The sequence below is a fragment of the Streptomyces sp. NPDC006510 genome, assembly GCF_040611955.1.
In the GTDB taxonomy this organism is placed as follows: Bacteria; Actinomycetota; Actinomycetes; order Streptomycetales; family Streptomycetaceae; genus Streptomyces.
Window position 1 is genome coordinate 1 of the sequence record NZ_JBEXPH010000343.1, and the last position, 4,943, is coordinate 4,943.

Annotated in this window: 5 protein-coding genes; 4 read left to right on the plus strand and 1 reads right to left on the minus strand. The window is 70.5% G+C overall.

Going from position 1 to position 4,943, the window contains the following annotated elements; genetic code table 11:
* The coding region (locus ABZY11_RS42790; protein ID WP_356484353.1) for an adenosylcobinamide-GDP ribazoletransferase at nt 1–193 on the plus strand (193 nt) is incomplete at its 5' end.
* Between the two features lie 31 nt (nt 194–224).
* On the opposite strand, the gene ABZY11_RS42795 is transcribed toward ABZY11_RS42790, so the two are convergent.
* Nucleotides 225–1,046 (minus strand): endo alpha-1,4 polygalactosaminidase, encoded by an 822-nt coding sequence (locus ABZY11_RS42795; RefSeq protein WP_356484354.1) that lies wholly within the window; start codon nt 1,044–1,046, stop codon nt 225–227.
* Nucleotides 1,047–1,306: 260 nt separating this feature from the next.
* On the opposite strand from ABZY11_RS42795, the gene ABZY11_RS42800 reads away from it, so the two are divergent.
* The 3 genes from ABZY11_RS42800 to ABZY11_RS42810 form a co-directional block, all read left to right on the plus strand.
* Nucleotides 1,307–2,863 (plus strand): leucyl aminopeptidase, encoded by a 1,557-nt coding sequence (locus tag ABZY11_RS42800; RefSeq protein ID WP_356484355.1) that lies wholly within the window; start codon nt 1,307–1,309, stop codon nt 2,861–2,863.
* Between the two features lie 328 nt (nt 2,864–3,191).
* The gene (lpdA, locus tag ABZY11_RS42805; RefSeq protein ID WP_356484356.1) at nt 3,192–4,580 is read left to right on the plus strand and encodes a dihydrolipoyl dehydrogenase; all 1,389 of its coding nucleotides are present in this window, start codon (nt 3,192–3,194) and stop codon (nt 4,578–4,580) included.
* A 62-nt stretch (nt 4,581–4,642) separates the two neighbouring features.
* On the plus strand, nt 4,643–4,943 hold a 301-nt coding region (locus ABZY11_RS42810; protein ID WP_356484357.1), incomplete at its 3' end, for a biotin/lipoyl-containing protein.

Genomic DNA, 4,943 nt, shown 5'->3' on the forward strand with positions numbered 1-4,943 from the left:
CGCGGGTGCCGGTGCGCTTCTCGGCGGGTACGGGGCGCTGCACCACGCGCTGGCCGCACTGGCCGCACTCGGGGTCGCCCAGCTCCTGCTGCGGCACTGCGTGCGGCGCTTCGGCGGGGTGACCGGCGATGTCTTCGGCGCGCTGGCGGAGACGGCGGCGACGGCGGCCCTGGTGGTCCTGACGTTCGGTTAGGCCGTGTCCGCGAAGTCCCGGGACAACACGCCTAGGGCCTTGCGGCGCCGGCCTCCGGGCACTCCTGGCGCCACACGCCCAGTTCGTACTTCTTCAGCAGCGAGCTGAGCCCCAGCCGCCGCGACTGTGCGCAGAACCGGGCGACGGGCAGCTCGTACTCGACGTGGAAGACGGCCTTGCCCGCCTTCACGAACGGGGTGAGCTCCTCGCACTCCTCGTACTGCGCGCACTGCTCGTTGACCGCGAAGTCGAAGTCCGGCTCCAGCTCCGGGATCTGCCCGAGGTCGTTCTTCAGGCCGACGGCGAGCCCGTGGCGGTGGGCGATCCGGGCGATGAGCCGGTTGTAGCGCAACTGGTCGGCGGCGGTCAGAGGGAAGCCGGTGCGGTTGCGGTAGCCGTCCATGTTGTCGGGCTCCACCGCGTCGAAGCCCTTCTCGGCGCACATCTCGATCCGCCGCTCCATCAGCGGCTCCAGGATGTCCGTGCGGCGGATGTCGAGCCAGTACTCCCCCTCCCAGCCGTTGCCCTTCCCCCGTACCGACGCGGGGAACTTCCCGGCGTCCGGACGGAAGTCCTCCCAGGCGCCGGTGGAGAGGTAGCAGATCACCTTGCGGCCCCGGCGATGCAGATCACCGACCGCCGAGGCCTTGTGGTCGAAGCCGTCGATGTCGTACACCGGGACGTCCACCGTCGGGTCCAGCCGGCCGGAGAGCTGCCACTGCCAGCCGATGCCCGGCTCCGGCCGCCAGTGGCCGTGACTCTTCCGGGAGGGTTCCGGCGCCGATGTGCAGCCGGAAAGCAGGGCCAGCAGAATCAGCCCTGCCGTCACGCGTGCAGCCCCACGGGCGCGCATGGTTCTCCCCCCGTAGGTCCGGCACCGTCAACGACCCTACGTCCACGGCCGGTTCCGAGAGCACGGACCCCGGCTCGGATGCCCGGGACCGGAGCCGGAGGGTCCACAACGCGCCACCGACGGCCCGCCGCCGTGATAACGCAGCAACGGCGCGCGTAGGCTCGTTCCCGGCACATTGCGGCGGCGTCTACGATGCGCCGGGCACGGTCGGCCCACCCCTCGACCGACAACGAACTCAACGGAAGCGAGATTTCACCACCGTGACTGCTCTCACTCTCAGCACTGCCGGTGCGGCGACGCTGCGCGCCGACGCACTCGTCGTCGGCGTCGCCAAGGGCGCTGGGTCCAAGTCTGGGGACCTGGTCCTCGCACCGGGCGCCGAGGCCGTGGACAAGGCGTTCGACGGAAAGCTCGCCACCGTCCTGGAGGCCCTGGGCGCCGCAGGTGCCGAGGGCGAGGTGACCAAGCTTCCCGCACCCGACGGCCTCAAGGTCCCGGTCGTCATCGCGGTCGGACTCGGCTCCGTCCCGAAGAAGGACGAGGCGTACGGCACCGAGGCGCTGCGCCGCGCCGCCGGTTCGGCCGCCCGTGCCCTGACCGGCTCGAAGAAGGCCGGCTTCGCGCTGCCCGTCGCCTCCGTCGAGGACGCAGAGGCGATCGCCGAGGGCGCGCTCCTGGGCGCGTACGCCTTCACCGCGTACCAGGGCGGCGAGAACAAGCTCGCCCCCAAGGGCAAGAAGAACGGCAACGCCGCGAAGCTGCCGCTCGGCGAGGTCGCCCTGCTCGGCGCCAAGCCGCGCGACAAGGCGTTCAAGGCGGCCGCCGAGCGCGCCGTCGCGCTGGCCGAGGAGATCAACCGCGCCCGCGACCTGATCAACACCCCGCCGAACGACCTGTACCCCGAGTCCTTCGCCGCCGTGGCCACCGCCGCGGGCAAGGAGCACGGCATCAAGGTGCAGGTCCTCGACGAGAAGGCGCTCGTCAAGGGCGGCTTCGGCGGTCTGCTGGGCGTCGGCCAGGGCTCGGCCCACGGCCCGCGCCTGGTGAAGCTCGCCTACACGCACCCGAAGGCGGAGAAGACCCTGGCCCTGGTCGGCAAGGGCATCACCTACGACTCGGGCGGCATCTCGCTGAAGCCGGCCGGCCACAACGAGACGATGAAGTGCGACATGAGCGGCGCCGCCGCCGTGTTCGCGGCCGTCGTCGCGGCCGCCCGCCTCGGCCTCCAGGTCAACGTGACCGGTTGGCTGGCGCTCGCCGAGAACATGCCGTCGGGCAACGCCACCCGCCCCGGTGACGTGCTGCGCATGTACAGCGGCAAGACCGTCGAGGTCCTCAACACGGACGCCGAGGGCCGGCTCGTCCTCGCCGACGCGCTGACCCGCGCCTCCGAGGAGAACCCGGACGCGATCGTCGACGTGGCGACCCTGACCGGCGCGATGGTGCTGGCGCTGGGCAACCGCACCTTCGGCATCATGGCGAACGACGACGCCTTCCGTACCTCCATCCACGAGATCGCCGAGGAGGTCGGCGAGGCCTCCTGGCCGATGCCGCTCCCCTCCGACCTGCGCAAGGGCATGGACTCCCCGACCGCCGACATCGCCAACATGGGCGAGCGGATGGGCGGCGGCCTGGTGGCCGGTCTGTTCCTGCAGGAGTTCGTGGGCGAGGGCATCGCCTGGGCGCACCTGGACATCGCCGGTCCGGCCTTCCACGAGGGCGCGCCGTACGGCTACACACCGAAGGGCGGCACGGGCTCCGCGGTCCGTACGCTCGTCAGGCTGGCCGAGCGCACCGCCGCCGGGGACCTCGGCTGAGGCCGAAGCTGTGACGTACGGCCCCGGGCATAGGCCCGGGGCCGTACGTGTTGCCCCGATGGCATCGCCGCACGGATCCGGCGGGTTTCGCTCTCGACGAAATCAGCAGGGGTCTACGCGGCGGTAACCCCCTGGGACGGATGATCATCCGTCCCAGACCCGGGCCCCGCGTCCCGCCCACCGTCAACAAGTGCGAAGATGGGTTCTCGGCAGGACAGGGCCCCCACCACAGGGCCGAACAAAAAAAGCGGCCGAACACCAGCCGACCGGCCGGTCTTCCCCCAGCGACGGGGCCCGGCGTACGGCGCACATGCATGGAGGACGTGACGTGGCGAACGACGCCAGCACCGTTTTCGACCTAGTGATCCTCGGCGGTGGTAGCGGCGGTTACGCCGCGGCCCTGCGCGGAGCGCAGCTGGGCCTGGACGTCGCTCTGATCGAGAAGGGCAAGGTCGGCGGCACCTGCCTGCACAACGGCTGCATCCCCACGAAGGCCCTGCTGCACGCCGGCGAGATCGCCGACCAGGCGCGCGAGGCCGACCAGTTCGGTGTCAAGGCCACCTTCGAGGGCATCGACATCGACGCCGTCCACAAGTACAAGGACGACGTGATCTCGGGCCTGTACAAGGGTCTGCAGGGTCTCATCGCCTCGCGCAAGGTCACCTACATCGAGGGTGAGGGACGGCTCTCCTCCCCCACCTCGGTGGATGTGAACGGCCAGCGCGTCCAGGGCCGCCACGTGCTGCTCGCGACCGGCTCCGTGCCGAAGTCGCTGCCGGGCCTGGAGATCGACGGCAACCGCATCATCTCGTCGGACCACGCGCTGAAGCTGGACCGCGTCCCGAAGTCCGCGATCGTGCTGGGCGGCGGCGTCATCGGCGTCGAGTTCGCCTCGGCGTGGACGTCCTTCGGCACCGACGTGACGATCATCGAGGGCCTGAAGCACCTCGTCCCGGTCGAGGACGAGAACAGCTCGAAGCTTCTTGAGCGCGCCTTCCGCAAGCGCGGCATCAAGTTCAACCTCGGCACGTTCTTCCAGAGCGCCGAGTACACGCAGGACGGCGTCCGCGTGACCCTCGCCGACGGCAAGACCTTCGAGGCCGAGGTGCTGCTGGTCGCCATCGGCCGCGGCCCGGTCTCGCAGGGCCTGGGCTACGAGGAGGCCGGCGTCGCGATGGACCGCGGTTACGTCCTCGTCGACGAGTACATGCAGACCAACGTGCCGACCGTCTCGGCCGTGGGTGACCTGGCCCCGACGCTCCAGCTCGCGCACGTCGGCTTCGCCGAGGGCATCCTGGTGGCGGAGCGCCTGGCCGGTCTGAAGACCGTTCCGATCGACTACGACGGTGTCCCGCGGGTGACGTACTGCCACCCCGAGGTCGCCTCCGTGGGCATCACCGAGGCCAAGGCCAAGGAGCTCTACGGCGCGGACAAGGTCGTCGCTCTGAAGTACAACCTCGCGGGCAACGGCAAGAGCAAGATCCTCAAGACCGCGGGCGAGATCAAGCTCGTCCAGGTCAAGGACGGTGCAGTGGTCGGCGTCCACATGGTCGGTGACCGTATGGGCGAGCAGGTCGGCGAAGCCCAGCTGATCTACAACTGGGAGGCGCTGCCTGCCGAGGTCGCGCAGCTCATCCACGCCCACCCGACGCAGAACGAGGCGATGGGCGAGGCCCACCTGGCCCTCGCCGGCAAGCCCCTGCACTCCCACGACTGATCCAGTCGACCGGGCGCGACGACCGACCTACTTCCGCACTTTCGTAAGGAGCAACTGAAACCATGTCGGTTTCCGTAACCCTTCCGGCGCTCGGCGAGAGCGTCACCGAGGGAACTGTCACCCGCTGGCTGAAGGCCGAGGGCGAGCGCGTCGAGGCCGACGAGCCGTTGCTCGAGGTTTCGACCGACAAGGTCGACACCGAGATCCCGGCCCCCGCGGCCGGCATCCTGGCCGCCATCAAGGTCGCCGAGGACGAGACCGTCGAGGTCGGCGTCGAGCTGGCCGTCATCGACGACGGCACGGGTGCACCCGCGGCCGCCGCGGCTCCGGCCGCCGAGCCCGCGGCCGCCCCGGCCCCGGCCC

Excerpts from the sequence above, each read along its gene's own strand:
- ABZY11_RS42795 (WP_356484354.1), bottom strand. The coding sequence starts at position 1,046 with ATGCGCGCCCGTGGGGCTGCACGCGTGACGGCAGGGCTGATTCTGCTG.